Source organism: Algoriphagus sp. (genome assembly GCF_030694375.1).
GTDB lineage: Bacteria > Bacteroidota > Bacteroidia > Cytophagales > Cyclobacteriaceae > Algoriphagus.
Window position 1 is genome coordinate 466,225 of the sequence record NZ_JAUXYL010000038.1, and the last position, 24,131, is coordinate 490,355.

A 24,131-nucleotide genomic window follows, 5' to 3' on the forward strand; every position below is an offset into this window, starting at 1 on the left:
CTCCTTAGCTAAATCTGCTTCCTGATTTTATTTTATTCAAAAACACCCCTCCGGAATGGCTTCAGGAGGGGTGATTTGTAAACTATGGTCTATCCGCTAGGGTCTTATTTACTTTTTCATCCCCATATAATCCACCACAAAGTAGCTCATCACACGAACTCCCAACACAAATCCACCTTCGTCGATATAGAAGTCAGGCGTATGGTGAGATGGAGTTTTGGTCGGGTCACCACCTTTTTTCATTCCACCAAGGGAAATAAACAATCCCGGCTTTTCCCGCTGGAAAAAGCTGAAATCCTCTGCACCAGTAATCAGTTCATTGATGATGACATTTCCTTCTCCCGCAGCTGCCAAAATAGTAGGCTCCATTTGCTTGGATAGCGTGGGATCATTGATTGTGGAGGGGTAAAGCTTGGTGATGTTGACATCGGCCTTGCCGCCTGCGCTTTCGGCGATATTGGTAGCTATCTCTGTGATTCTTTTATGTACGAGATTTTGTTGGTCATCTCCGAATGTTCGGATCGTACCGATCATTTCGACTTTTTCAGGAATGATGTTATGGCGTATTCCACCATGAATCGCACCAACAGTCACCACAGCAGGGGCTTGAGTGATATTGACATTTCTTGATATGATGGTCTGAAGTCCGGTAATTATCTGTGCTGAAGTCACGATAGGATCCACGCCTGACCAAGGGGAAGCTCCATGAGCTTGAGTGCCATGAACAATAATTTCAAGGTTATCTACCCCTGCCATGGCCGGACCCGAACGGTAGCCGATTTTTCCCACTTCCATCTGCGAACCAATATGAAGACCAAAAACCGCATCCACGTCCTTCATCACACCTTCTTCAACCATTTGCTTGGCACCCCAAGAGGTGACACCTTCCTGATAGATTCCTTCTTCGGCAGGTTGAAAAAGAAACTTTACAGTGCCTTGAAGTTCATTTTTCATCCCAGCCAAAACTTCGGCCACACCCATCAAAATCGCCACATGCGTATCGTGCCCACAAGCATGCATCACACCGGTTTCTTGACCGTTGTAAATGGTGGTGACTGTAGATTTGAAGGGTAAATCTGCTCGCTCAGTAACAGGAAGTGCATCCATATCTGCACGAAGTGCGACTGTTGGACCCGGTTTTCCACCTTTCAGAATCCCGACAACTCCGGTCACGGCGACGCCCTCTTGAACTTCGATTCCCAAAGCACGAAGGTGATCCGCTATTTTTTTAGCTGTTCTTACTTCGTTGTTTCCGAGCTCAGGATTTTGGTGAATGTCGCGTCGCCATTCGATGACTTTATCTTCGATTGCGGTAGCTTTTTTATCTATTTCTGGTCTAAGCTTCGTTTGGCCAAATGCCGTTCCGCTGATTAAAATCAGGGCTAGCGTAAGTTTTTTCATAATTTAATAAGGTTGATGGTATGGATCGTGGCTATTTGATTGGCTGAAAATAAAGATAGAAGTTTTACAAAGCTTTCCCTATTGGGATTAAATCTCTGATTGGAGAACTTTTCATTCAATTAATTCTTTACTCTACAAAAGAACAGAACAGGATATGGAATTGAAAGATAAAATTGCAGTCGTCACCGGAGTCAGTAAAGGTGTAGGACTTGAAGTTGTAAAACAATTATTGGAAAAAGGGACTGTTGTAGCAGGCTGGGGTAGAACTGCACCTGATTTGAAGCATGCCAATTTCCACTTTTTCGTTTGCGATGTCGCTGTGGAAGAACAAGTTGAAAAAGCATTCTTGGCAACTGTTGAGAAGCTGGGATCCGATATTCGCATTCTGGTTAATAATGCCGGGTTCGGAATCGCTGGAAAATTTGAAGAAATGTCCTCAGAAGACTGGAAATCGATGTTTGATACCAATGTCCACGGGATTTTCTATGTCAGTAAGCGATTGGTTCCTGCCATGAAAGCGGCTGATGAGGGCCATATTCTCAATGTAGCCTCCATCGCAGGACTGAATGGAGTCGCCAATTTTGCAGGGTATGTGGGTACCAAACATGCGGTCAGAGGAATCTCACATTCGATGTACATGGAGTTGCGCGACTTCGGAATCAAGGTTTCGACCATCTATCCCGGCTCTATCCAAACCAACTTTTTTGACAAAATAGAAGGAACGACGACGAATGAAAACATGATGCGTCCAGAAGATGTCGCTCAGACAATCGTTCAGACATTGGAGACGCATCCAAATTATTTTGTGGCAGATGTGGAATGCAGACCGTTGAGACCTAAAGGGAAGAAGTAGGTTCCCGGTAACATAATTTGACTTAGCCATTTTGTGTCAGTCCGAGCGGAGTCGAGGACCCTTCGACTCCGCTACCAATGACAGAGTATGATTTGTTTTGAAAATATTGATATTTCGGTATTTTATTCTGATTTAATATTTCTAGAGAACTGCTCCCTGTCATTTCCATTTTGTATGTTCGCAGAATATTTAAGACTCAGGGTAACCAGAATCTTACATTAAAGCCTAAAATTTGCCATTTTTTCGAATGATAGATCGGATTTGAATGAATTTTTATAAAATTTCATCCATCGTGACCAAAGGAATGTCTTTTCGATTAAAATCCCGCAGTGGGTGGTATTCTGAAGTAGGATAAGTCCAGCCCTCATCAGTCAATTCCCAAAGCAATGGAGCTAAGTTTTGTACGGCAGCTTTGCAACCCTGGACGATTGCACCCATTTTTCCTGTTTGCTTGGATAGTTTAGCCTCATTCTCGATCTCGAATGGGCAACTGAAACCTTTTTCCTTCAAAATTGAGCAAAATGCTCTCCAATCCATCGAGTCTCCCAAACCAAAACCGGGCAAAGTCGCCTCGTACTGATGCCGATCCCAAGAATTGGTGCTGGAGTGAATGCCAAGTTTTTCGGCCCATTCCGTCGGGATTTGCTGCATGGGATACATATTTCCCCAGAAAGGATCGGGGTTGTTTCGGGTCGATTTGACGTGAATGCGCTTGAGGCGATTCATGTCCGTGTTTTTAATGACTTCTACAGGGTCTGTATGTTGCCAGACATCATGAGAGGGGTCGTAGATTTCGCCGTGATTTTTCTCGGGAACGAGTTCGTACATCAGTTTTCGGGCGGCGAGCACTCCTGTCAGGTTGTTATAAGTACCGCTGAATCCCGAACTTCTCCAGCCTTCCATGGGGCAGTTTTCATACAAAACGGTGACTCCCAAGCTATCGGCGTAGCGGATGATCGGACCGAAAATCCGCTGGTATTCCAGCAGGTTTTTCTCAAAGCCACCTTCTTCATTTCCCAGTTCGTGATTGTATCCCACGAAGGTTCCGACTTTGACATCATTTTCGTCTCCACCAAGCAGGTGGGCCATCCGGATCAAGCGGAGCAGGTGATTTTGGTTTTTGAGTCGGTGCATTGGGTCTCCACCGATCAGGTTTTCGAAAGCCCCGATAGAAAGCCGAAGCTGCGCGCCATTGAATTTCTCAATCAAGGCTTTGGCCTGATCAGCACCAAAGTTTTCATAATCCAGGTGAGTCGCCACAAAATCATCCCGCGTTCCATCCTTTCTGAAGACACAAAGATCCAGCCCCTGCACGCCGATTTCTGTTGCTTTTTCGACAGTTTGATCCAAATTCAATTGGTCAAATGCCGAAGTCATGATCCAAATTGGGTTTGCCATGGTTTATTGGGTTTGGGTTAAAAATAGGGAAAGGTGAGGATTGAAAAAATGAGATTGGGATTAGTGGTTAACTTTTCGAATGGGTTTAATTCCATTATATTTAGGAAGCTAATATTTTGAAAAATGAATATTCAAAACCGGAAACTTGAACTTATTAAAAGCCTTATTTCGATTGAAGATGAGGGATCTATTGATTTTTTAGAAGCTTATTTGAAAGCCAAACCGTATCGGCTAACGAAAAGTGAGCTTTTAAATAGAGCTGATTTGGCATCCGAAAATATTGTTTCCGGAAAATATCAGAACCAAGATGATTTAGAAAAAGAATCTGAAAGTTGGTAGAATCTAAAGATTGTTCTCTGCTCTTTTTTTCTTCCTTTTATTCATTAAAAATGAACTAAACTCCGCTCGGCTACCGAATTCAGGATAATGAAGAGGAGTATAATATTTTGAGTCCTTCATAGTCTCGTTACCATTTTTTACAATTTGGCTAAAGCCCCAACGAGATTTTAATGTTTGGAGGAATGGGCTAAAGCCGCATTCCTATTCATAAAAAAACTATTTTGGCTATTCGTACTTCCCGTAAACGTATTCCGGGTTAATGAAATATCTAAATATTTTCCCGACATCAATTCCCTCCAACTTCAGTTGGAGGACTATAAAGATCACTTTTCCTACTTCCGGCTTTAGCCAAATCATTTATATCAAATAGAAGAGTGGAGCTCTAACTTGCTTTGGATTAATTTCGATTTTAAAAAATAGCATCCATTAGTGTAAGAAAAGTGTCTAGGTTGACAACCTACCCCTCAGAATACCTTCTCCTGATCTCTACTTTTTGCTTTTGTCGCTCCCAAAGCGCTTTTGCCAAATCGGCAGCCACAGAGTCAGGCTCAGATTCATGGAGGATTTGTTTTAGCTTATTTTCAGCCAAGTCGATCCGATAGCAGACTTGAAGCAGTCGTTCCAGATTTCTGTCCATCAGTTGGCTAATTGCTTTAGTTAGGACAGCCAAGGCCTTTTCCTCAGAAAAATCTTCCTTGATTTCAGGGAGCTGAAAGTCTTTGGTGATTAGACTGAAGGTTTCTTCCGGAAGGGTTTGGCTCATTGGTTTAAAATGAAAAAGCCCCGTTTGGGGCCAATGAATTATGCTTCTTTTCCTTCGGATTCTTCAGATGTGCTTTCCTTTTCTTCTGCGGTGCTTTCCTGCAACACATCAGGAGCGACAGATCGGATGAGTTTGTACCAAGAAACCAACTTCTTGATGTCTGAAGTATACACTCTTGCCGTATCAAATTCCGGTAGGACTGACTTCAGAAATGCCCGCAGTTCGCTGTCGTCCGCATTGGAATCGAGCCCTAGGTCACCCTGATATTCTGCTTCGATTTTTTTCATGACTGATTCCAGAGGCTCAGCACCTTCTTCAGTTAAGGTGTATATCGAAATGTCGCTGAGGACAGAAACCCGCTGTGCCATACCGGCGACAAGCTTAGCTTTTTTCTCGTCCATTGATTCGAGCACAACCCCTGATCGGGTAGGCTTCAATATTTTATACAAACCCGGCTTACCGGAAACTGTTGCGATGTCTTTGAAATTCATATGATTATAATGTTTTTAAAAGGCCATATGGAATCTCGCAAAGCAGATAACTATCCCGGTGTTTGAGGCTAAGTTCATGCTCGATTTCATTGGTTTCTAGTTTTCAGGCTGCAAATATAGAACTATCGATCAATTTGTTCGCTCGGCTTCGTATTCAGCAACTAATTCCTCGAGAAACTTCAAAACTTCTTCTTTTCCGCCGCTTTTCTCGGCCGAGGTGACGAAGTAGTCCGGGTATTCGCCGAAGATTTCTTCCATCTTATTCAGAAAAGCCTTCACGTTTTTGTCGGTCTGAGATTTGGATTGTTTGTCGGCTTTGGTAAAAGCCAATACAAAAGGGACATTTTGCTCTCCGCACCAATTCACAAATTCCAAGTCGATGGTCTGAGGTTCCAATCGGCTGTCGATTAAGACAAATACGCCACAAAGATTTGAACGGGTCGTCAGGTAAGTGCTGATCATTTTCTCCCACTTTACCTTCCTGTCTTTGCTGACTTTGGCAAATCCATAGCCCGGTAAATCGACCAGATACCAACGGTCATTGATCATGAAATGATTGACCAATTGGGTTTTTCCGGGTTTTTGGGAGGTTTTTGCAAGTTCTTTGACTCCGGTCAGCATATTGATCAAGGAGCTTTTGCCTACATTGGATCTGCCGATGAATGCAATCTCTGCCCGATCTGGTTTTGGGCACTTGGTAGGGTCGGTGTTGCTGACAACAAATTCTGCTTTTTTGATCATGACTTTTCTGTTCGCTGCAAAAATACGTTTTTATTTCAAAAGCACTTTGGAGTCATACCTGTCAACAATTTTCGATTCCTCGGGTTTGTGTAGTATTATTGTACCCTCAACGAAGATTTCTGATGTCCGTAGTTCCATATAAAGATAAACAAGACTCCAAAAAAGATCAGGTAGCTGAAATGTTCAACAACATCAGCCCGAAATATGATTTGCTCAATCATGTGCTAAGTTTGGGGATTGATATCATCTGGAGAAAGAAAGCGATCAAATACCTCAAAAAGGATCAGCCTAAGTTGATTTTAGATATTGCCACAGGTACCGGTGATTTTGCTATTGAGGCTCTTGTCCTGAATCCTGAAAAAATTATCGGAGTGGATATTTCTGAAGGGATGCTCGCTGAAGGGAGAAAAAAAATGATCAAGCGAGGGCTTCAGGATAAAATCGAGATGCATCTTGGAGATTCGGAAGGATTATTGTTTGAGGATAATAAGTTTGATGCGGTCATCGTTTCTTTTGGTGTCAGAAACTTTGAGAATCTGGAGAAAGGATTGGCAGACATGTACCGGGTTCTTAGACCGGGAGGGAAAACAGTAATTTTGGAATTCAGTAAACCCAAGGGCTTTCCGATGAAGCAGGCCTATTCGTTTTATTCCAATAAGATCCTTCCGCAGGTCGGTAAACTAGTATCCAAAGACAATTCTGCCTATACTTATCTTCCCGAATCAGTTCAGGCCTTTCCGGATGGAGAGGATTTTCTGGCAGTATTGAAAAAAGTAGGATTTCACAGCACAGTATGCAAGCCACTCACATTCGGAATCAGTTCCATCTATATAGGTCAAAAATAGGATTCCTGATTCTGCTATTTTTAGGATTTAGTTCTTCAGGCCAGGCGCAAGGCTTGTTTGGCTTGACCAGTACCTCCGGTTCAGATGACAAAGTGTTGTCTTACGGCTTTTTCCTTGCGGGGCATACTGCCACTTACCAGATCAAATATTCGGAGGCATTTTTTGACCCGACCAATACTGCGAATAACCAAGTGTACTCCATTTTTCCCAAGTACACTCCGGGATTTTCGCTCGGCTTTATTGGTATTTTGAAATTTCATGATCAGGTAAACCTGCTTTTCATGCCTAAAATTTCATTTTACGAGTATCGGACAGATGTAAATTATTTTGTGCCTCCCACGCAGAATGTGCCCGGGAATGACAATAATTCAGGAAATAATCTTGGTTACCGGACTGAAGAGTTGGTCAATGAGGTGACAATGGTTGAGCTTCCGCTCTTGTTCAAGTATCGTTCCCAGCGCTTCAACAATACACGGATGTATTTTATCGGAGGAGGAAGCTATCAGTTTAGAACCAAAGGTCAGGATGAGGCCAACTTGGATCCGATCGTTACCAGAGGGCAGGACTTCACCCTTGAGATGGGCATGGGCTTTGAGATTTATTTTAAGTATTTCAAGTTTGCACCCGAAATCAGGTTTTCGCACGGCTTGAACAATATTTATTATGCTGAAAAAACGCCTGCGGAAATCCGTGATGTAATTTCTTCTGTCAAACGTAAAGGAATCACCATTTACTTTAATTTTCAATAATCCCGGTCGGAAATCCCACCCGAAATTGTTTCCGTAAATTCTTGGGCTGAATCAGTGCCCTTTGTGTCAAGCTTGGTAGCAAAGCAGAAGTTTATTCCTATTTTAACCCAGCCATGAAGTTTTCTTCATGGTTTTTTGATTTCTGCCCAAATAACCCCAAGCTAATCTCATGAAGTACAAAATCTGGAATATTCTGGTTTTTACTGTTCTGATCCTCACAGGTGGATCATTTCTTATTCTTTTCAGAGAAAATAAAGTTGATCCAACCCTCGCCAATGTTCCTTATGTCTTTTGGACAGGGTTTTTGGTGACTGTTGTGATTGTGGTTTTGACCTTTTTAGCTTCCCGGTTTTTCCCACACCAAGAATCTAAAAAACAATGACAGGCTGGCTGATTTTCTTTTTCGCACTCTTTTTGGCCTCGCTTGGCTATGCCTCTTATAAATCGTACAACAAAAACAGAAGCTCGGATGAGTTTATGTTGGCCGGATCCAACATCGGAACCATTCTTGGCTTTCTTACTTTTTCGGCAGCATTATTCAGCGCGTTCACCTTTATGGGCATGCCGGATTTCTTTCGGACGCATGGAGTGGGAGCCTGGGTATTTTTGGCCTTTTCGGATGCCTTGATGGTATTTTTTCTGATTTGGTTTGGATACAAGCTTCGCAAAAGGGCATCAGAGGTTGGGTATAAAGGCGTGGCTGGTTTTATCCAAAGTTGCTTTCGAAACAAATGGGCAGGGTACCTGATTTTCATAAGCTCTTTCCTTTTCCTTATTCCTTATGTGGCCATTCAAATCCGGGGCATTTCCATATTCCTCAACGCAGCATTTCCAGACCTGATTCCCTATTGGGGTTGGTCGGCAATTTTGGTTGTGATTATGCTGATTTACTCTGAGATCGGAGGCTTGAAGGCTATCATGTACAGCGATGCAATACAGGGAGTGATTTTGCTGGTTGTGATTTGGATTATCGGTGTGACCTGCCTGAAGATGGCAGGAGGCTTGGATTCAGCTTTGGAAAGAGTAGCTGAAAGTAATGCAGGCTTACTGTCACTTCCTGGGCCCAAAGGATTATTCAGCAGTCCGTTCTTGATTGCTTCTGCCATCGCCATTGTGATGATTCCTGTTTCTCAACCGCAGTTTACCACCAGATTGGTGGTCATGAAAAACCTGAAATCCGTCCATAAAATGGCCTATGCCGTAGGGATATTTGCCATTTTGGTGATTCTCCCGACTGCATTTATCGGGCTTTACGGAGCAGTAAAATACCCGGACAGCACTACAGCAGATTTTCTATCTGCAGCATTGCTGTTTGACCAGGCGAATCCGGTTGCAGCATTGGCTGTGGTCGGACTTTTTGCTGCTTGCCTTTCTACTACCAATGCGCAGATTTTTGCCTTAGGCACGGAGTTACGCTCCTTATTGACAGGCTCTGACAAGCAAAATATGCGAATTACTCAAATTGCGATTTTAGTGTTCTCGCTGATTGTTTTGGTGTTTTCCACCTACATGAGTGATGAATTGGTGCTTCTGGCAAGAGTGAGTTTTGCAGGTACATCTATGATCGCTCCGGTGGTATTGGGAGCTGTGATTTTCAAAAATCCCCCTAAGTCTTTGCTTGTTATCTCTGCAATTGCCTTGAGTTATTTCGTTTTGTCTTTGCTTGAGGTGGTTCCGGCGGGATTTGCCGGTTTGCCTACCGACGCAGCGATGTATTGTATTTTAATTCCGGTGACGGCCATACTTATGATCGCTCATAATTTTACCCAAAAAACTACACATGAAGATTGATTTGCACTTTTCAATTTCTGATTTAAAATCTCCTTTGGAGCGATTTTGGAACCTTTCCGGACAGAAAATCCGCTCCATTGAAAATTCATTTGACACCAAAAATGGAGCCCCTGTGTTTACCGAAAAAGGTAAATATGTCACCCGGGGCTGGACCGAATGGACGCAAGGTTTCCAGTTTGGTTCTGCCTTATTGCAGTTTGATGCAACGGGAGAAACTGAATTTTTGGAGATCGGTCGCAAAAACACGGTCAGTAAAATGGCCCCGCACCTCACCCATATCGGGGTGCATGATCATGGATTCAACAATGTCAGTACTTACGGCAATCTCCTTCGCCTAATCAATGAAGGCAAAATTCAGGGCTCAGAATGGGAAAAAGAATTCTATAAACTGGCACTGAAAGTAACCGGTGCAGTACAAGCCACCCGGTGGACATCTATTCCAAACGGAGGATTTATCTATTCATTCAATGGCCCCCATTCGCTTTTTGTGGACACCATCCGCAGCTGCCGGGCATTGGTTGTCTCGCATCAATTGGGGCATGTGCTTCAAACCGAAAATGACAAGCGGATTTCCCTGATTCAACGGGCGATTCAGCACATTTTGAGCACGGTTCGATTTTCGATTTTCTACGGTAAAGGAAGGGACAGCTACGATGTGGCAGGAAGGACTGCTCATGAAATCATCTTCAATACCAATGACGGGAATTATCGCTGCCCCAATTCCCAGCAAGGTTATACTGGATTCAGCACCTGGACGAGAGGATTGGCTTGGGCCATTTGCGGCTTGGGTGAGACTTTGGAAATCCTTGACCAGATTTCTGAATCGGATTACGCTGAAGTTATTTCTAAAAAAGATCTGATCGCCGAGCTTAGCGAAGCGGCTATTGCGACATCGGAATTTTATCTCGCAAACACGCCAACCGATGGCATTCCCTATTGGGATACCGGAGCGCCAAGTTTGCATAAAATGGGGGATTACCTCAACAGACCCTCTGAGCCTTTCAATGCCTTTGAACCGGTGGACAGCTCCGCCGCATGTATCACAGCGCAAGGCCTGATTCGCATCGGGAATTGGCTTAAAAATAGTGACCCTAATCGTGCAGAAAAATATCATAAAGCCGGAATTCAGATTGCTGGAGCTCTTTTCTCCGAGCCTTACCTTTCTACTGACTCAAAGCATCAGGGTCTGATTTTGCACTCGATCTATCATCAGCCAAATGGTTGGGATTATGTGCCTCAAGCAGGAAAAGTCGCTCATGGAGAATCCAGCATGTGGGGAGATTATCATGCGCGTGAGTTGGCATTACTGGTGCAGCGGATGATGAAAAATGAGCCGTATTACTCTTATCTAAACTGCGTGCCAGCATGAGCGGAAAATACAAACCACAGTTTCCTCGGGTTGCCCAGCTAAAAACTACTGAGCTTTTCAGTGCTCATCTGGAAAAAGAAAGAATCGAACTGGATTTTGATCAGGAGTTGATTTCGGGATCTGATTCACCCTTTGCAGTGTCTCATACGCTTCGCTCCAACCGGAAAATCGGGAATGCGATGTGTATTTTGCCTATGGAGGGCTGGGATGGAACGGAAGACGGCCGTCCTACCGAACTGACCAAAAGGCGTTGGAAAAACTTTGCCCTCAGCGGAGCCAAACTACTTTGGGGGTGTGAAGCGGTCGCTGTCCGACCTGAAGGCCGAGCGAATCCAAACCAATTGATGCTGAATCAACAGACTTTTCAGGATTTCGTCGATCTTTTCCAACTCTTACAAACGACCCATCAGGAGCATTTTGGGGACACTTCCGATTTGCTGATTGGATTGCAGCTCACTCACTCCGGTCGCTTCTGCAAGCCCAATGATAAGAAGCGGATGGAGCCAAAGATCCTTTACCCACATCCTGTTTTGAACAGGAAATTTGGTTTGGCGGAAGATTATCCGATTATGTCCGATGAGGAAATTGACTCAATTATCAAAGATTATGTGAATGCCGCTGTTTTGGCTCAAAATGCAGGGTTCCATTTCGTGGATATTAAACATTGTCACGGCTATCTGGGGCATGAATTTTTAAGTGCATACGACAGAGAGGGGAAATATGGAGGAAATTTTGAAAACCGTACCCGCTTTCTTCGGGACATTGTAGCGGGCATCAGGGAAGCTGCACCGGGTCTGGAAATTGGGGTGAGGATGAGCATTTTCGACTGGGTACCCTTCCAAAAAGGTCCCGAGGAAACCGGAATTCCTGCGCAAAAGGATTCCTATCGGTATGCTTTTGGAGGAGATGAAAGTGGTACAATCACGGATTTGAGTGAGCCTTTTCTTTTTCTTCAGAAACTGGAAAAACTCGATATCGAGCTCCTCTGTACCACCGCCGGAAGTCCTTATTACAATCCACACATTCAGCGCCCGGCATTATTCCCGCCTTCTGATGGGTATCAGCCCCCTGAAGATCCACTTCATGGGGTAGCGAGACAGATTCAAGCTACAGCCGAAATCAAAAAGGCTTTTCCGGGATTGTATGTCATAGGATCAGCCTATTCCTACCTGCAGGAGTGGCTGCCAAATGTGGGGCAAAATGTCCTGAAAAGTAAAAAGGCTGACTCGATCGGTTTTGGTCGAATGGTGCTAAGCTATCCGGATATGCCTGCAGATATTCTTTCTGGTGAAGGGCTTAAAAGGGCAAAAATCTGCCGTACCTTCTCCGACTGCACCACAGCACCGAGAAACGGGATGATTTCAGGTTGCTTTCCACTGGACCCGCTCTACAAGAAAATGCCGGAATACGATCAACTTAAATCCTTGAAAGGAGAATGAAGAAAGTAGCTTTGATCACAGGAGGAACCCGAGGAATCGGGCTTGGAATTGCCAAAAAGCTGGCCCATGAAGGAATTGACTTGGCTTTGAATGGTGTGCGTCCAGAATCTGATGTCACAGATGTTTTAGAAGAGCTCCGCAAGAGTGGAGTTCGGGTGGAATATTTTCAAGGAAATATTGCTGAAAAAGCCGACAGAGAAAACGTTGTAAATGGAGTAAAAGAGAAATTTGGAACGATCAATTTTTTGGTCAATAATGCCGGAGTAGCACCGAGGGTCCGGGCAGATGTCTTGGAAGTTGCAGAGGCCGATTTTGATCACCTGATGGATATCAATCTGAAAGGGACTTTTTTTCTGACTCAGGCTTTTGCGAATTGGATGGCAGAAATCCGGAGGTCCAATGCCGATTCGCCGCTTTCCATCGTCAATATCACTTCAGTCTCAGCAGTACTCGCCTCTACCAACCGTGCGGTTTATTGCATGGCCAAGGCGGGGCTTTCGATGATGTCGAAAGTTTTGGCAGTAAGACTGGCTGAATTCAATATTCCAGTCTATGAAATCCAGCCGGGAGTGATCGAGACGGACATGACCGAAAAAGTGAAATCCGTCTATCAGGAGCGGATCGAAAATGGTCTGACTCTGGAGAAAAGAATGGGTCAACCTGAAGATATCGGTAAAGTAGTTGCTGCTTTGCTGCGGGGAGACTTGTCTTACGCGACAGGGCAAATTCTTAGGATTGAGGGGGGTATGATGGTGGGGAGGCTGTGACTACTGTTTTGAGCCTATCAGGGATTTTGGTTTTCATTTCTGTATTTTGGACCTCATGAAGCCACAAATAAAAACCGAAATCCTCGCCGGAATTTCCACCTTTCTTGCCTGCTTCTACATCATCATCGTCAATCCTGCGATCCTTGCCGAAGCGGGAATGCCTTTTTCGGCAGTGCTCACAGCAACAGTTTTGGTGTCGGCTTTTGGCAGTTTGATGATGGGGATTTATGCCAAAAATCCGATTGTCGTAGCGCCTGGAATGGGGATTAATGCCTTTTTTACCTACACTGCTGTCAAAGGCTTTGGGCTGAGCTTTGAGGAAGCGCTTGGGGCGGTATTTTGGTCGGGGGTTATTTTCCTTTTACTCTCTGTTTTTAAGACCCGGGAGAAGATCATTCAGGCAATTCCGCCGGCTTTGCGTCATGCAGTTTCTGCCGGCATCGGTTTATTCATCTGCTTTATCGGCTTTCAGAACGCGCATTTTATCGTGGACAATCCTGCCACGCTGGTAGGCATGGCGATTTTTAAAGACCCAATTACCCTAACCTTTTTGGCTGGATTACTTTTTACCGGAGGATTGCTGGTTCGTAAGGTATCCGGAGCGATTATTTTTGGCATTCTCTTCACCACGGCCTTGGCTTGGCCGATAGGTCGTATTTGGGGAGATGCGTCTGCAGTAAATTTTGGATTGTCAACCTTGGTCAATTATACCGGTCTTTTTGCTTGGCCTGATTTCAGTTTAGTAGGCAAAGCAGACATTTTGGGCTCGCTTCGCTATGCGTACATCCCGGTTATTTTTGTGTTTACGTTCACTATTTTATTTGATGGTATCTCCACTTTTGTAGGATTGGCGGAAGCCTCCGGTTTGAAAGATCCAGACGGAAATCCACGAAATATGCGGAAATCACTGCTTACAGACTCTTTTGCAACGCTTTTCGCAGGATTGGTGGGCAGCAGTTCGGGCACGGCTTACATTGAATCTGCCGTGGGAATCGAAGAGGGCGGAAGAACCGGGCTGACAGCCGTCACAGCAGGATTACTCTTTTTGCCTTTCATGTTCTTTTCACCTTTGCTTTCGGTGATTCCTTCCATTGCCAGTTCCATTGCCCTTGTTTTGGTAGGCTCATTTATGGTGATTCCACTGACTAATATAAACTGGACAAAACCAGATGAATCGATTCCTTCTTTTTTGACCATCGTGCTTATACCATTTACCTATAGCCTATCGGTTGGGATCTCTTTTGGGTTTATCAGTTGGACAGTTTTGAAGTTGATCACCGGGAAAACCAAAGAGATCAACCCCATTTTAGCAATCATCAGTGTTCTTTCACTTTTCTTTCTATGGCTTTGAAATCAAGCCTGCCTGAGGCAGACAGGCATGACCCTAAGCGACACACTGAGGTATGCCCCGAGCTATCGGGGAATGCATGCGAAGATTCCCTGTCCGAATACAGGCAGGCATGTGGCCTTAAAGAAAAATTATAAACACATGAAAAAACTAATTATTGGTTTCATTATTTTCATTGGGTCTCATTCTGTTATAGCCCAGCGTATTGCCATCATGGGAGCTCTGGATCAGGAAATCGCGATTTTGTTGGATTCCATGAAATCTTCCAAAAAAGTAAACCGGGGAGGCATTGATTTTTATACCGGGAAGCTTAAAGGGAAAAAAGTAGTCGTTTTAAAAGCAGGAGTGGGAAAAGTCAATTCTTCTTACAGTACAGCAGTATTGACTGAAAATTTCAAACCCATTGCATTGATCTTTACCGGAGTGGCAGGAGGATTGGATCCTGAAGCCTTGCCGGGAGATATTGTCATAGGGGAAAAGCTTGTACAGTTTGATTTTGGACAGATAGACACCACAGGGTTTAAGGTCTCTCCCTTCAGAAAATTAAATGGAGGGAGGCATGAGGAGCTCTTCGTTTATTCGGATCAAAATCTGGTTGCAAAAAGTCTGGCATCTTCTTCTGAAATTGATTTTGAACCGATTTCAGGCAGAAAGCCAAGGGTGTTTTCAGGCGTAATTGCCACCGGTGATGTATTCGTAAGCAATGACGAAAAAGCAGCGATGCTTTATGCCGAATTCGGTGCCTTAGCTACGGAAATGGAAGGTGCCGCAGTCGCACATATTTGCCGTACATTGGGAATTCCATTTGTCATCATCCGAAGCTGCAGCGATAATGCCAACAACAATGCCCGGGTGAATTTCAATCAATTTGTCGGACCTGCATCGGTCAATTCCGCACGTTTGGTCTTGGGGATTTTGGAGAAGTTATAAAAATGGCTTCGACTCCGCTCAGCCTGACAGTGGTGTCAGGCTGAGTGGAGTCGAAGGGTATTGAAAACTCTATTTTAAAATCTCCCTCGAAATCACCAATTTCTGGATTTCCGAAGTTCCCTCTCCGATGGTGCAAAGCTTGGAATCACGGTAGAATTTCTCTACCGGGTAGTCTTTGGTAAAGCCATAGCCACCAAAAATCTGTACCGCCTCATTGGAAATCGAAACGCAGACTTCTGAAGCGAACAATTTAGCCTGAGCACCGGCAAGGGTTACCTTTTCTCCTCTGTTTTTCAAATCAGCAGCCTTAAAAGTCAACAGTTTTGCCGCTTCCAATTGAGTAGCCATGTCGGCTAGTTTGAAAGAGATGCCCTGAAAACTTGAAATTGGCTTGTTGAACTGATGACGTTCTTTGGAGTATTGGATGGATGCTTCGAGGGCTCCTTCGGCAATCCCCAAAGAAAGCGCCGCAATAGAGATTCTGCCCCCGTCCAAGATCTTCATGGACTGGATAAATCCATCTCCGACTTTCCCCAAAACCTGACTTTCATGGACTTTGCAGTCCTCAAAAATCATTTCGGCGGTCTCGGAAGCACGCATTCCAAGTTTATCCTCTTTTCTGCCACCCTTGAATCCCGGAGTGCCTCGCTCGATGATGAAAGCGGTCATGCCGTGACTGTCGCCAACTTCACCGGTTCGGGCGATCACTACTGCCACATCTCCGGATATTCCGTGAGTGATGAAGTTTTTTGCTCCGTTCAAAATGTAATATTCACCTTCTTTTACAGCAACTGTGCGCATATTTCCGGCATCAGAACCAGTATTGGGTTCTGTCAGGCCCCAAGCGCCAAGCCATTCGCAGGTAGCAAGTTTTGGAAGGTATTTGCGCTTTTGATCCTCAGTACCAAACATCATGATGTGCCCGGTACAAAGTGAATTGTGTGCCGCCATGGAAAGACCGATCGAAGGATCCATTTTGGTCAATTCCAAAATCGCAGTCACATATTCATTGTATCCAAAACCGGATCCGCCGTATTCAGTAGGCACCAAGACGCCCATGAGGCCAAGCTCACCCAGTTTTTTAAAGACTTCGATTGGAAAATGTGAATTGTCATCCCATTCCTTGCGGAAAGGTGTAATCTCTTTGGCACCGAAATTCCGGACCATTTCAGCAATTAGTTGCTGATTTTCATTCAGGTTAAAATCAAACATAGGGTATTCTTGGGTTTATATTCACTATTAATACTCTAAGGTTTATAATAAGTTTTACTTCTCCAAATCAGCCAAAACGATCTTTTATTTTGAATTTTGAGTAAATTGTGAGGTGAAGTTTTGAGTTTCTAAAAAGACTTTCCCAAGTCAAGCCTATAAAGCCAAATTGCCGATAATTCCTAATTTTATTGCCAATAGACTGATTTTTAACTTATTTCCCCAGAATGATTACCAGCTCATGAAAACCCGTCTTTTTCCGATTTTAATCGTATTCCTCTTTTTCGCATTTACCAATACTTTTGCACAAAGTCCCCGCTTTATTATAGACAGCCTGAAACTTCGCGTTCAGGAGTCACTTCCATCGGACCAACTTGCAAATATGTACGGGGAATTGAGTTGGCAATTCGCCGCGATCAATATTGATTCGGCTATTTATTATGGACAAATAGCGGTAAAAAAAGCTGAAGAGGCCTCAGATCCTAAGATTTTGGCTCAAGCCTATTCTGATTTAGGCAGTGGGATTTTGCAAAAAGGCGACTTGAATGAATCTAAAATATTGTATCAAAAATCCCTTGAGATTCGCCGGGAAATCGGTGATTCTCTTGGGATGGCTAAGTCCTACAATGCTTTGGGGTTTATTTATCAGCGGAAATATGAGACCGACACTGCCTTGGATTATTTCTTAAAGGCGCTTCCGATTTTTCAAAAATTCGATGCTCAGCTCAATGCCGCGGCAGTGCTGAATAATCTTGGAGTGATCTACCAAAACCTGCCCGATTACGAAAAAGCAGAAAAAGCCTACAAAGAAGCTATTGCTATTCGGGAACAGCTTGGAGATTTTCGATCAGCAATCGGGTCTTACAATAATTTAGGGACGATATATAAGTATCTGGGTGATTTCGATAAAGCAGAACCTTATTTTAAGAAGGCTATTTCTAAATCTATAGAACTCGATGACCCGATGAATCAGGCGATTTCCTACCGAATTTATTCTATGTTTCTCATGGAAAAAGGCGAAATGGAGCAATTGGAAGATGTGGCTAGAAAAGGTTTGGAGGTGGCAAATCGGGTGAACACGCAATATGAAATAGCTTCGTTAGAAACAGCATTGGGGACTTCTCTTAACGCTCAAGGGAAGTTCCGGCAGGCAAAGCCTTATCTTCTCTCAGCTGCAAAAAACTTTCAAAGTCAAGGTTCTGAGGAGGATGTTTTATTCCCCTATTTTGAATTGATTTCGGTATATGCTGCTATAGGAATGGGGGACAGCTCCCGCTTTTATTCCAATCTCTATCAACAAACCCTCCGAAACAAAGTAGAAAAAGAGTCCAAGGAAATAGTAGCCGAACTGGAGACCAAATACCAAACTGAATTGAAAGACCTGCAGATCGCTGAGCAACAACTCGCCATACGAAGCAAAAACATCTTACTTTTTGGCTCCTTAGTGATTGCTCTTGCCTTGGGAATTGTAGGGTATTTGATCTACAATCAACAAAAACTGAAAAATCGCCAACTCCGGCAAGAAGGTGAATTGAAGTCGGCTTTGGCGCAAATCGAAACTCAAAACAAACTTCAGGAGCAACGCCTGCTGATCTCGAGAGACCTTCACGACAATATCGGTGCGCAATTGACTTTCATTATTTCCGCCATCGAAAATCTGAAATATTTTGAGCCCATCAAGGATCAACTCACACAGCGCTACGATACCATTGCAAATTTTACCAGGCAGACGATCACTGAATTGCGGGATACGATTTGGGCGATGAATCGAGGTTCAGTCACTTGGGAAGAGCTTTCAATCCGAATTAAGGAATATGTGCAAAAAGCAGGACAATCGGCTTCTGCTATCACTTTTGATTATGAAATCCATGATCGTATAAATCCTGAAACTACGATGACTTCGGCCGAAAGCATCCAGATTCTCAGAATCGTCCAGGAAGCCATCCAAAATGCCATCAAATATTCGGAAGCCGATCGGGTAGAGGTCAGAATTGACTCCACCGGGAAGGAGCTTTTGGTGAATATTCATGACAATGGTAAAGGGTTCACAGCGTCTGAAATAAATCCCGGTAATGGGCTTTACAATATGCGAAAGCGAGCCGAAGAACTCGGAGGAAGCGTGGAAATCCATTCTGAAACCGGAAATGGAACCTCGGTTTTACTGATTTGGCCAGCAGGTTAGAATCAAGAACTTTCAAAAAGATACTTTTTGGCTAAAGCTTCTTCTCTGAGAAAATTGGTGAGGAAAATCGCTCCTATGAATAGGAATGTGACTTTAGCCCATTCCATCGAGAATAGAAATGATAATCAGGCTTTAGCCAAATTGTCTCTAAAAAAGTAGGCCGTTTGTCGTATTTCTTTTGAAATATGTCAACAGTAGTTTTGATCTAATTAGGGTCATACTATGCTGGCATTATTTGTTGAAAATGGAGTTTTTGGGTTATTAGCCATTTTGGTTGTCGGAAGCCTGATTTTGCTCCACTATTTACTTTTCAAAGAATATGCCCGGCAGGAAAAAATGCAGATCCAACGACTCAAAGACTTTGAAAAACTGGTGAACCTGGAGATCAACCGATCTCAATCGCTTTCTAACTCAGTAACCAAACTGCAAGAGATGAAAGAAAAAACCGACGAAAAGCTGGAAATGATTAAACTTCAGGTCGAGGCCATTGACAGTTTGGCTCCAAAATATTCACAGGGAAGCCAAGATCCGAAATAAGGTTCAACTACTTAATTTAATTCCTATCCGGGGTTGAATTGCTAACAGCATGTTATTGTTTCGATGCCCAGAATTCAACAAGAATGGTTCTGCGATCTTGGCTGTCTTTTTGCCATTCAGTTATCATACCATTTTCAATTTCCCCATTCCATGAAGCAATTCCTGCTTATCATTTTTATTACCCTCTACACCGGATTTTCTGCAAGTGCTCAATTCGCCGAAAACAATAGCCTTTATCTTGGTTTTGGCCCCACAGTTGGGAAAGTGATAGGCTTTGGTGTCAGCCCGTATGTCAACTTCAATTCTAAGAACATGGCCTATGGATTGGATTTACAAGTTCTGATCGGAATCCTTCAGCCTTCGAGGCAATCCAAATCCAGGTATTAGAACGCTGGCTAGTTAAAATTGCCGGTTTTCTAAATCACCGTCACCCGTACCTTCTTTTCCTTCAATTTCATGTTGTTGACTTTGGGGAGAAGTTTCTCCAATGTCGCCGTTTTTACTCCCACAAAGGCACAATCGGTTTTCAATTCAATCACGCCCAACTGATCTTTTTCGAGATTTCCCTGCTTGAAAAACAGTCCAGCTACATCGCCTTTGGAGATTTTGTCTTTTCGACCACCCGACACGAACAAGGTGCTCCACTCCGAAGGTGAAGGAAGTTTTGACTTGGTGAGTTTTTCGATGGGAAGATTTCCGATAAAATCCGGCAGAGGATCCCGTTCGTAATGAAGGACATAGGCTGTTCCGTCACTGTTCATCCGTGCTGTTCGTCCATTTCGATGGATAAACTCCTCGCTTCGCAGGGGAAGATGATAGTGTATGATAAATTTGATTTCCGGTACGTCAATTCCTCTTGCTGCAAGATCGGTTGCCAAGAGAATCTGATGAGTCCCATTTCGGAATTTGATCAATGACCTTTCCCGATCAGTCTGTTCCATTCCTCCGGAGAAAATCCCATGAGAAATACCATGCTCTTCTAAGCACTCGCCTACCCGTTGGATTGAATCTTTAAAATTGCAGAAGATGATCCCGTTTTGTTTTCCCAAGTGACTGATCAGTTCTACGAGAGTCTCCAGTTTGTCCTTTGTTGGAGACAAGACTTTTTTGATCTGAAGCTGTGTGATTTTATCCTCTAAAAAGTCAACGGTCACAGGCGATTTCAAGCCGACAAACCGTGGGATTTCCACGCCTTGTGTAGCTGAGGTCAAGAGCATCTTTTTTACTTTTGGCAACAAGTGAAGAATATCTTTCATTTCACTTTCAAAGCCGATTTCAAGCGATTTATCGAATTCATCCAAGACAAGCGTCCGGATAAAAGAAGTGTCAAATGCATCCCTTCTCAAGTGGTCTGATACTCTGCCTGGCGTACCAACCAAAACGGCTGGGCGGTGTTTGATTTCGATTCGATCCTTAGATCCTGCCCGACCACCATAAACTGCGTTTACCTTGAACCCAGTGCCCATTTCCCGCATGACCTGTTCGATCTGGATGGCAAGTTCCCGAGAAGGTACAATAATCACCAGTTGAATTTCTTCACAAGTCACATCCAACTGCTGAATGAGCGGGAGCAAAAAAGCGAGCGTTTTTCCTGTGCCGGTAGGAGAAAGCAAAATAATTTCATTTGAGGATTCAATGGCTTTTTGAGCGGCGAGCTGCATCGGGTTCAATTGCTCAATACCTAGTTTGGATAGGATTTCTGCTTGGCTTTTTTGCGGGGTAGACATGGGGCAAAGGTAGGTGAAATGGACTTACGAATTCAGATTTACGATTTACGGGGTTAGATCTTCGACACCTGCCTGCCTGCCTGCCATCAGGCAAGTGCTAGGCTAAAAAAATTGTAGATCTCCACTGATTTATTAAAATAAGGAAATCTCAAATTTCGAATAGCGAACATCGAATTTCGAATATCAAATCTCGAACATCAAATCTCCAATTTCGAATGTTGAAGACTTAATATGGCCGATATCCCATCCAATCCACTTCCAGCTCAAAGCGGTTTTTAGGCTTTTCCAAAGATTTGGGGTTGGTTTCCACAGACCAGTTATTGGTATGCCAGAAGTTCATCCGGTATTTGGAGGGATGTTGGGGGATTCCCCGTTCTCCTTTATAATCCCAAAGCACTACGGTATCGGCTGTGGTCGGATGAAGCAACCACCAGCGAATCCTGTCCGGATACCAGTCAAATCCATACGTGTGAAACTGGGCCGAAGCGTTAAATCCTTCGATGGCTTCTATTTTTTCGGGAAGGTTTTGGCTACTACCGGTAAGCTTTTCTCTGGTTTTGGTATGGTCTTCCCGATACTCAGTTGTGTAGATGATTCCTTTTGCCAGATTGATTGTCCTTCCTACCCGTTTCAATTTGCCGGACTCCCCGGTCCAAGTGCCCATGTAAATTACCTCGGGATCTGCCAGAAGCCACTCAAAGTCTATTTCGCTCAGTCCCTTTTCTTTGTCCATGTGATAGGTGAAATACCCAACCACCGCACCGACATTGGGTTGGACCCCTCTCGGATCCGGGACTTTTAATCTTGTAGCATAGCTTCCAAAATGAGTGAATTTATTGGAAATAATCTCAGGACCTTTGCCTGGTCCAGCCACTTCTCTGGGATCGATTTTAAAAGAAAGGATTTTTGAATCGTCTGTTTCCTTGGCTTTCTTCCCTGATTTCCATTTGAAATTGGCTTTTCTCCCGGTGGACCCATATCGGAAAAATTCCGGTTTGCTGTTCTGAAAATTCTCTAGAAACGCGTCATGAAAATCTAGCTCTTGTGAATCAGAATTAAGTAAGAAGCTGAATACGAACATTGAAATCAACAGTATTCTCATGGGCTATTGGGTAAATTGGGATAAGGAAATCAGTCAGGCAAAGCAAAGGCCACATAGCTGTCTCCGCTTTTGGTGCCTTTTCCACCTCCGCAAGCGATGACCAAGTACTGCTTTCCGTTTTTCTCATAAACTGCCGGAGTGGCATGTCCTGCTGCAGGGAGTTTGGCCTCCCAAAGGATCTTTCCGGTTTCTTTATCAAAAGCTCTGATTTTTTCATCCTTTGTCGCAGCGATGAATAGCACTCCTCCAGCTGTAGCTACCGGTCCGCCATAGTTTTCGGTGCCTGTCGGCTCAAATCCCTGCGCACTGAGTGAATCAATTTCACCCAAGGTTACTTGCCATTTTTTCTTGCCGGTATTCATGTCAATAGCGGTAAGTAGTCCCCATGGTGGATTTGACCCGTAAAGTCCTTCCTTTGTGACCAGCTTTTTATACCCATTCATGTAGTACTGAGGATAGAGTTTGGAGCTTTCGGCTTCCAGTTCCTGCTTGTCACCTGAATCCGCTTTTCCCATTAAGTAATCGATGAGAATCAATCGCTCTTCTTTGGTAATATGTCCAAAAGCCGGCATGGCACCACGTCCCATTCTGAGAAGTTGATCCAAGGAATCAGGCGTATACTTTTCTTTTAACCTGATCAAGCTCGGCATTGCAGGTAAGTTTCCTTTTCGGTCCAAACCGTGACAATTGCCGCAATAATTGGTGTAGATCGACTGGCCCACGTTTCCAAAACTGGCATTCGGAGTCATTTCGATGAGCCAAGGAATCTGATTGGCATTGATGTACATCGTCTGAGTCCCGGGATCAAAAGATGCTCCACCCCATTCTGCACCACCGTCCATGCCGGGGAAAAGTACGATGGGTTTCTCAGGATGTGGAGGTGCCCATGTATCCCCGAAAATTGCATTTGCGAGCTGAGAGCGGATGTCCGACTCCCACTCCGGCTTGAGATTGAGGATGTCTTTTTCCTCAAATACCATCTTCATAAATGGCTCAGGTAAACTTGGAATGGGCTGGGTTGGAGAAGTTTTTTCCCCACCCAATACAGATTGTGTGACCGGTGTTTCCACTATAGGCCAAATTGGTTTGCCGCTTTCACGGTCGAACACATAGGTCATCCCTTGTTTGGAGATCTGGGCTACTGCATCGATCCATTTTCCGTCTTTTTGGATGCGAATTAGATTTGGTGGAGCTGGAAAATCCCGATCCCAAACATCATGATGAACGGCCTGAAAATGCCAGATTCGCTCGCCAGTTTTGGCATTCAGAGCTAAAAGTGAATTTGCATAGAGATTGTCCCCATGCCGATAGCCTCCCCAGAAATCATAGGTTGCCGAACCGGTTGGCACAAAGACGATTCCTCGATCTTGGTCGACGACCATTCCGGCCCAGTTATTTGCGGCGCCGATCTGCTTGATGTATTTGGGATCCCAAGTTTCATATCCGGGTTCACCTTCATGAGGGATGGTATGAAAAATCCATTCCCGCTTCCCCGTTTTAATATGGTAAGCTCGAACATGTCCCGGTGCAGCATCCAAACCTTCTGAGAGGCGCATTCCCATGATCAGTAGGTCTTGATATACTACTCCAGGCGTATTGCTGACGATCAGAAAATCCTCCAAATCAGTATCCAAATCCTTTCGCATGTCCACTTTTCCCTGATCACCAAAACTTAAAATTGGCTCTCCGGTCAGTGCATTGACAGCCATCAACCAATTTCCTGCTGAAAAAAGGATTCGCTTGTCTTCCCCAGATTCCCAATATGTGACTCCCCGGTTGGTTCCTGCCCAGGAATTTTCTCCGCCCAAAACCTGAAAAGGATCAAATCTCCAAACTTCTTCTCCAGTGGCAGCATCCAGTGCAAAAACATTCAGTTTCGGCGTGGAACCATATATCAATCCATTGACCACGATGGGTTGGCATTGAATCTGACTTCGTTCGGTGGCGTCGCCTGTGTTGTATGTCCATGCAACTTGGAGTTGGGCGACGTTATCTTTGGTGATCTGAGTTAAGGCGGAATACCTCGATCCATCCTCCGGTCCGCCGTAGTGTGACCAGTCGGTGTAGTCGATTTCAGTGGAGGGTTTTCCGCAGGAGAAAAATATGAAAGCTGGAGTAAGGAGGATTAGCCAATTTTTCAAGGTCATTTG

At 44.2% G+C, this 24,131-nt stretch carries 24 protein-coding genes; 14 read left to right on the forward strand and 10 right to left on the reverse strand.

What is annotated here, in order from left to right; translation table 11 throughout:
• Window positions 1-108: 108 nt before the first annotated feature.
• Window positions 109-1,401, reverse strand: a complete 1,293-nt coding sequence (locus Q8M62_RS13870) for an amidohydrolase (RefSeq protein WP_304899991.1) — start codon at window positions 1,399-1,401, stop codon at window positions 109-111.
• A 154-nt stretch (window positions 1,402-1,555) separates the two neighbouring features.
• On the opposite strand from Q8M62_RS13870, the gene Q8M62_RS13875 reads away from it, so the two are divergent.
• Window positions 1,556-2,254 carry an SDR family oxidoreductase gene (locus Q8M62_RS13875; RefSeq protein ID WP_304899990.1) on the forward strand — a complete coding sequence of 233 codons (699 nt, stop codon included), beginning with the start codon at window positions 1,556-1,558 and terminating at the stop codon, window positions 2,252-2,254.
• Window positions 2,255-2,527: 273 nt separating this feature from the next.
• Here Q8M62_RS13875 and Q8M62_RS13880 read toward each other — a convergent pair whose 3' ends face one another.
• Entirely contained in the window at window positions 2,528-3,652 is a 1,125-nt protein-coding gene (locus tag Q8M62_RS13880; RefSeq protein ID WP_304899989.1) for a sugar phosphate isomerase/epimerase, read from the reverse strand.
• Between the two features lie 123 nt (window positions 3,653-3,775).
• On the opposite strand from Q8M62_RS13880, the gene Q8M62_RS13885 reads away from it, so the two are divergent.
• Window positions 3,776-3,991, forward strand: coding sequence for a hypothetical protein (locus tag Q8M62_RS13885; protein WP_304899988.1), 216 nt, complete (start codon window positions 3,776-3,778; stop codon window positions 3,989-3,991).
• A 225-nt stretch (window positions 3,992-4,216) separates the two neighbouring features.
• Here the strand turns inward: Q8M62_RS13885 and Q8M62_RS13890 are convergent, their stop codons facing one another.
• From Q8M62_RS13890 to yihA, 4 genes are all read right to left on the reverse strand, one after another.
• A complete protein-coding gene (locus tag Q8M62_RS13890) occupies window positions 4,217-4,348 on the reverse strand; it encodes a hypothetical protein (RefSeq protein ID WP_304899987.1) in 132 nt (43 codons plus the stop codon).
• A 100-nt stretch (window positions 4,349-4,448) separates the two neighbouring features.
• Window positions 4,449-4,754, reverse strand: a complete 306-nt coding sequence (locus Q8M62_RS13895) for a hypothetical protein (protein WP_304899986.1) — start codon at window positions 4,752-4,754, stop codon at window positions 4,449-4,451.
• A gap of 38 nt (window positions 4,755-4,792) precedes the next feature.
• On the reverse strand, window positions 4,793-5,245 hold the full coding sequence (locus Q8M62_RS13900) for a DUF5606 domain-containing protein (RefSeq protein WP_304899985.1): 453 nt from the start codon (window positions 5,243-5,245) through the stop codon (window positions 4,793-4,795).
• A gap of 129 nt (window positions 5,246-5,374) precedes the next feature.
• Window positions 5,375-5,986, reverse strand: a complete 612-nt coding sequence (gene yihA / locus Q8M62_RS13905) for a ribosome biogenesis GTP-binding protein YihA/YsxC (protein ID WP_304899984.1) — start codon at window positions 5,984-5,986, stop codon at window positions 5,375-5,377.
• 122 nt (window positions 5,987-6,108) lie between these two features.
• Here yihA and ubiE point away from each other — a divergent pair, with 122 nt between their 5' ends.
• The 9 genes from ubiE (at window position 6,109) to Q8M62_RS13950 (ending at window position 15,224) form a co-directional block, all read left to right on the forward strand.
• A complete protein-coding gene (ubiE, locus tag Q8M62_RS13910; protein ID WP_304899983.1) occupies window positions 6,109-6,831 on the forward strand; it encodes a bifunctional demethylmenaquinone methyltransferase/2-methoxy-6-polyprenyl-1,4-benzoquinol methylase UbiE in 723 nt (240 codons plus the stop codon).
• A 62-nt stretch (window positions 6,832-6,893) separates the two neighbouring features.
• Complete coding sequence (locus Q8M62_RS13915) at window positions 6,894-7,580, forward strand: outer membrane beta-barrel protein (protein ID WP_304899982.1); 687 nt, start codon at window positions 6,894-6,896, stop codon at window positions 7,578-7,580.
• Window positions 7,581-7,749: 169 nt separating this feature from the next.
• A complete protein-coding gene (locus Q8M62_RS13920) occupies window positions 7,750-7,962 on the forward strand; it encodes a hypothetical protein (RefSeq protein ID WP_304899981.1) in 213 nt (70 codons plus the stop codon).
• Window positions 7,959-9,371 (forward strand): sodium:solute symporter, encoded by a 1,413-nt coding sequence (locus Q8M62_RS13925; RefSeq protein WP_304899980.1) that lies wholly within the window; start codon window positions 7,959-7,961, stop codon window positions 9,369-9,371. Before Q8M62_RS13920 ends, Q8M62_RS13925 begins: the two co-directional genes overlap by 4 nt.
• Window positions 9,361-10,740, forward strand: coding sequence for a glycoside hydrolase family 88 protein (locus Q8M62_RS13930; protein ID WP_304899979.1), 1,380 nt, complete (start codon window positions 9,361-9,363; stop codon window positions 10,738-10,740). The genes Q8M62_RS13925 and Q8M62_RS13930 overlap by 11 nt, the downstream gene beginning before the upstream one ends.
• Complete coding sequence (locus Q8M62_RS13935; RefSeq protein ID WP_304899978.1) at window positions 10,737-12,179, forward strand: NADH:flavin oxidoreductase; 1,443 nt, start codon at window positions 10,737-10,739, stop codon at window positions 12,177-12,179. The genes Q8M62_RS13930 and Q8M62_RS13935 overlap by 4 nt, the downstream gene beginning before the upstream one ends.
• Window positions 12,176-12,946: a 3-ketoacyl-ACP reductase gene (locus Q8M62_RS13940; RefSeq protein ID WP_304899977.1), complete on the forward strand. Its 771-nt coding sequence runs from the start codon at window positions 12,176-12,178 to the stop codon at window positions 12,944-12,946. The genes Q8M62_RS13935 and Q8M62_RS13940 overlap by 4 nt, the downstream gene beginning before the upstream one ends.
• A 55-nt stretch (window positions 12,947-13,001) precedes the next feature.
• Entirely contained in the window at window positions 13,002-14,297 is a 1,296-nt protein-coding gene (locus tag Q8M62_RS13945; protein ID WP_304899976.1) for an NCS2 family permease, read from the forward strand.
• A 138-nt stretch (window positions 14,298-14,435) separates the two neighbouring features.
• Window positions 14,436-15,224: a 5'-methylthioadenosine/adenosylhomocysteine nucleosidase gene (locus Q8M62_RS13950; RefSeq protein WP_304899975.1), complete on the forward strand. Its 789-nt coding sequence runs from the start codon at window positions 14,436-14,438 to the stop codon at window positions 15,222-15,224.
• A 69-nt stretch (window positions 15,225-15,293) separates the two neighbouring features.
• Here Q8M62_RS13950 and Q8M62_RS13955 read toward each other — a convergent pair whose 3' ends face one another.
• Window positions 15,294-16,436, reverse strand: a complete 1,143-nt coding sequence (locus Q8M62_RS13955) for an acyl-CoA dehydrogenase family protein (protein ID WP_304899974.1) — start codon at window positions 16,434-16,436, stop codon at window positions 15,294-15,296.
• Between the two features lie 238 nt (window positions 16,437-16,674).
• Here Q8M62_RS13955 and Q8M62_RS13960 point away from each other — a divergent pair, with 238 nt between their 5' ends.
• The 3 genes from Q8M62_RS13960 to Q8M62_RS13970 all read left to right on the forward strand — a co-directional run bounded on the left by Q8M62_RS13960 (window position 16,675) and on the right by Q8M62_RS13970 (window position 19,539).
• On the forward strand, window positions 16,675-18,615 hold the full coding sequence (locus Q8M62_RS13960; RefSeq protein ID WP_304899973.1) for a tetratricopeptide repeat protein: 1,941 nt from the start codon (window positions 16,675-16,677) through the stop codon (window positions 18,613-18,615).
• A 222-nt stretch (window positions 18,616-18,837) separates the two neighbouring features.
• Window positions 18,838-19,152, forward strand: a complete 315-nt coding sequence (locus Q8M62_RS13965) for a hypothetical protein (protein ID WP_304899972.1) — start codon at window positions 18,838-18,840, stop codon at window positions 19,150-19,152.
• 150 nt (window positions 19,153-19,302) lie between these two features.
• Window positions 19,303-19,539 carry a hypothetical protein gene (locus Q8M62_RS13970; protein WP_304899971.1) on the forward strand — a complete coding sequence of 79 codons (237 nt, stop codon included), beginning with the start codon at window positions 19,303-19,305 and terminating at the stop codon, window positions 19,537-19,539.
• A gap of 29 nt (window positions 19,540-19,568) precedes the next feature.
• On the opposite strand, the gene Q8M62_RS13975 is transcribed toward Q8M62_RS13970, so the two are convergent.
• The 3 genes from Q8M62_RS13975 to Q8M62_RS13985 form a co-directional block, all read right to left on the reverse strand.
• Window positions 19,569-20,879, reverse strand: coding sequence for a DEAD/DEAH box helicase (locus tag Q8M62_RS13975; RefSeq protein WP_304899970.1), 1,311 nt, complete (start codon window positions 20,877-20,879; stop codon window positions 19,569-19,571).
• Window positions 20,880-21,105: 226 nt separating this feature from the next.
• Window positions 21,106-21,981: a glycoside hydrolase family 16 protein gene (locus Q8M62_RS13980; RefSeq protein ID WP_304899969.1), complete on the reverse strand. Its 876-nt coding sequence runs from the start codon at window positions 21,979-21,981 to the stop codon at window positions 21,106-21,108.
• A 29-nt stretch (window positions 21,982-22,010) separates the two neighbouring features.
• Window positions 22,011-24,128, reverse strand: a complete 2,118-nt coding sequence (locus Q8M62_RS13985) for a PQQ-binding-like beta-propeller repeat protein (protein WP_304899968.1) — start codon at window positions 24,126-24,128, stop codon at window positions 22,011-22,013.
• Window positions 24,129-24,131 lie beyond the last annotated feature (3 nt).

Bases quoted from the DNA above. Each gene is read 5' to 3' on its own strand.
- Q8M62_RS13940 (WP_304899977.1), top strand. From the start codon at position 12,176: ATGAAGAAAGTAGCTTTGATCACAGGAGGAACCCGAGGAATCGGGCTT.
- Q8M62_RS13980 (WP_304899969.1), bottom strand. From the start codon at position 21,981: ATGAGAATACTGTTGATTTCAATGTTCGTATTCAGCTTCTTACTTAAT.
- Q8M62_RS13955 (WP_304899974.1), bottom strand. From the start codon at position 16,436: ATGTTTGATTTTAACCTGAATGAAAATCAGCAACTAATTGCTGAAATG.
- Q8M62_RS13895 (WP_304899986.1), bottom strand. From the start codon at position 4,754: ATGAGCCAAACCCTTCCGGAAGAAACCTTCAGTCTAATCACCAAAGAC.
- yihA (WP_304899984.1), bottom strand. From the start codon at position 5,986: ATGATCAAAAAAGCAGAATTTGTTGTCAGCAACACCGACCCTACCAAG.
- Q8M62_RS13960 (WP_304899973.1), top strand. From the start codon at position 16,675: ATGAAAACCCGTCTTTTTCCGATTTTAATCGTATTCCTCTTTTTCGCA.
- Q8M62_RS13885 (WP_304899988.1), top strand. From the start codon at position 3,776: ATGAATATTCAAAACCGGAAACTTGAACTTATTAAAAGCCTTATTTCG.
- Q8M62_RS13870 (WP_304899991.1), bottom strand. From the start codon at position 1,401: ATGAAAAAACTTACGCTAGCCCTGATTTTAATCAGCGGAACGGCATTT.
- Q8M62_RS13875 (WP_304899990.1), top strand. From the start codon at position 1,556: ATGGAATTGAAAGATAAAATTGCAGTCGTCACCGGAGTCAGTAAAGGT.
- Q8M62_RS13970 (WP_304899971.1), top strand. From the start codon at position 19,303: ATGAAGCAATTCCTGCTTATCATTTTTATTACCCTCTACACCGGATTT.
- Q8M62_RS13880 (WP_304899989.1), bottom strand. From the start codon at position 3,652: ATGGCAAACCCAATTTGGATCATGACTTCGGCATTTGACCAATTGAAT.
- Q8M62_RS13890 (WP_304899987.1), bottom strand. From the start codon at position 4,348: ATGATTTGGCTAAAGCCGGAAGTAGGAAAAGTGATCTTTATAGTCCTC.
- Q8M62_RS13935 (WP_304899978.1), top strand. From the start codon at position 10,737: ATGAGCGGAAAATACAAACCACAGTTTCCTCGGGTTGCCCAGCTAAAA.
- Q8M62_RS13985 (WP_304899968.1), bottom strand. From the start codon at position 24,128: ATGACCTTGAAAAATTGGCTAATCCTCCTTACTCCAGCTTTCATATTT.
- Q8M62_RS13975 (WP_304899970.1), bottom strand. From the start codon at position 20,879: ATGTCTACCCCGCAAAAAAGCCAAGCAGAAATCCTATCCAAACTAGGT.
- Q8M62_RS13945 (WP_304899976.1), top strand. From the start codon at position 13,002: ATGAAGCCACAAATAAAAACCGAAATCCTCGCCGGAATTTCCACCTTT.
- Q8M62_RS13900 (WP_304899985.1), bottom strand. From the start codon at position 5,245: ATGAATTTCAAAGACATCGCAACAGTTTCCGGTAAGCCGGGTTTGTAT.
- Q8M62_RS13930 (WP_304899979.1), top strand. From the start codon at position 9,361: ATGAAGATTGATTTGCACTTTTCAATTTCTGATTTAAAATCTCCTTTG.
- Q8M62_RS13950 (WP_304899975.1), top strand. From the start codon at position 14,436: ATGAAAAAACTAATTATTGGTTTCATTATTTTCATTGGGTCTCATTCT.
- ubiE (WP_304899983.1), top strand. From the start codon at position 6,109: ATGTCCGTAGTTCCATATAAAGATAAACAAGACTCCAAAAAAGATCAG.
- Q8M62_RS13925 (WP_304899980.1), top strand. From the start codon at position 7,959: ATGACAGGCTGGCTGATTTTCTTTTTCGCACTCTTTTTGGCCTCGCTT.
- Q8M62_RS13965 (WP_304899972.1), top strand. From the start codon at position 18,838: ATGCTGGCATTATTTGTTGAAAATGGAGTTTTTGGGTTATTAGCCATT.
- Q8M62_RS13920 (WP_304899981.1), top strand. From the start codon at position 7,750: ATGAAGTACAAAATCTGGAATATTCTGGTTTTTACTGTTCTGATCCTC.